This is a genomic window from Methanobrevibacter sp. 87.7 (assembly GCF_002208625.1).
Taxonomy (GTDB): Archaea; Methanobacteriota; Methanobacteria; order Methanobacteriales; family Methanobacteriaceae; genus Methanarmilla.
This window is the reverse complement of the sequence record NZ_MRCT01000232.1, coordinates 1-1,971: the sequence shown is the minus strand read 5'-3', so window position 1 is coordinate 1,971 and position 1,971 is coordinate 1. Positions and strand designations below refer to the sequence as shown.

Sequence of the window (1,971 nt, the reverse complement as noted above, 5' to 3'; positions counted from 1 at the left end):
AAATAGTATAAATACAAAAAATAGATAAAAAAAAACATGAATAGATAAAAAACCTAAAATAAGATAAAAAAACATGACAAATAGATAAAAAAACCTAAAATAAGATAAAAAAACATGAAAATAAATTAAATATAAAAATAGTAAAAAATCAAGATATTAGAATTAATATAGTGTTAAAATTTTTCTTAACAACTATATAACCTAATATTCAACAACCAATTTCTAAGTTATTAGTTTAAATCTATATAAAAGTACAAATTATATAAACCTCACTAATAATTCATCAGTCCGATTTCCCCCCTAGAATATTAACAATTTCTAGTTCAACAGTCTTATTACATTATTCAACAACAAAGTACAAACTAAAATATTTAATTTTAGTTTAATATAGTTAAATTCTCTTAAATAATAACTATTTTAAAATTCAACAATCAAATACTTTTTTTAAGAATCTAATGATTCTAATATAATGTATAAACTAATAATTTAAACAAAACATTATTACAGATTATTTTGAATAAATTAAAAGTTTTCAACTATCAATTTTTAAACTAGCTAACTAGTTCATTTGTTTATCCTTTAAACTAAAAATAATTTAATTTAAATAAAGTTTATATTTATTCAACTAAATCTTTTAGTTTCATCAGTCCAATTTTGCTCTAGAATAATAACCGTTTCTAGTTCAACAATCAAATTTCAAATCCACCAGAATATTAACAATTTCTAGTTCAACAACAATTTATTCCTTAAAATATCTTATTATTTATTTAAATTTGAAAAGTTTGTTATATATACTAAATTTTCTTATTATATCTAATGAATAAAAATTCATAGACATTGTAAATTTATAAGATATTAAAATATCAAATCAGTTTAAATTAATCATCCGACGAATAAACAATTAATAATAAACGTTTATAAATTTAACACCTATAAATTTAAGCTCTAATGATTTTTTTAATTAATTAAAATTTTATTTATATATGTTTATATAAAAACTAATTCTTATCAAAATCAATTCCAGTTATTCTAATTCCACCGAAATGAGATTTATATTTAATATTTAAAGCAATGAGAAGTGGAGTAATTTCTTGAATTTGTCTAGCTCTTTCAAGAGGACCACAATCAATAGCTTTAACTCCTGGAATTTTATTAATTAATTCAGATGCAATTTCTTTAGCTTCTTTATCATCTCCAGCTATAAGACAATCACAATCTATTTCTTCTGGTATATTTAAAAGTTGAGAATTACTAATATTATTAAAAGCAGCTACAACTTTTACACCAGTTCCATCTAAGAGAGCTTGGGTTCTTTCTGCAGCAGATCCTTCACATAAACCAATACTTCGTTTTACAGATCCACCAAGTGCTGTTTCCAATGGTACAGTAGCATCTAAAAATACTTTATCTTTAACAAACTCTTTAATAGTTTTTAAAGTAGGTGCTTGTGCAACTAAAGGAACAGTCATTATTATGATATCTCCAGCTTTCGCTGCATCTTCATTTGCCATACCCTCAATAGAAGCAATGTCATAATCTTTTAATTCTTCCTTAGTTTCATTTACAATTTTTAAAGCTTTTTCTTCTTTTCTAGATCCAACAATAACATCTACACCTGCAATAGCTAATCGTTTGGCAATACCTAAACCTTGAGGTCCAGTTCCACCAATAATACTAACTACCAAATATATAACCTCCCTTTACGTTTTATAGATATTCAAAATGAATAACTTTATAATTAAAATTAGAACAAACTAATATTTTAAACTTTCTAAATGATTTTTTTAAAATATTTTCAATAAAATGACTAAAAAATTGAATTATTCTAAAATTTGTTTAAAAAAAAGATAGAAAAATAGTTTAAAATCAATATAATTTATATATTATGTTTAAACAGTTATAAAAAATACAAAACATAGATTATATTTAAAAAAATTCATGAAAAATAATTTTAAATATAAAACAATAAAG

General features: G+C 21.8%; 1 protein-coding gene. It reads right to left on the bottom strand.

What is annotated here, in order from left to right; translation table 11 throughout:
• Positions 1-998: 998 nt before the first annotated feature.
• Complete coding sequence (npdG, locus tag BGI41_RS07890; protein WP_088540152.1) at positions 999-1,685, bottom strand: NADPH-dependent F420 reductase; 687 nt, start codon at positions 1,683-1,685, stop codon at positions 999-1,001.
• Between the last annotated feature and the right edge of the window lie 286 nt (positions 1,686-1,971).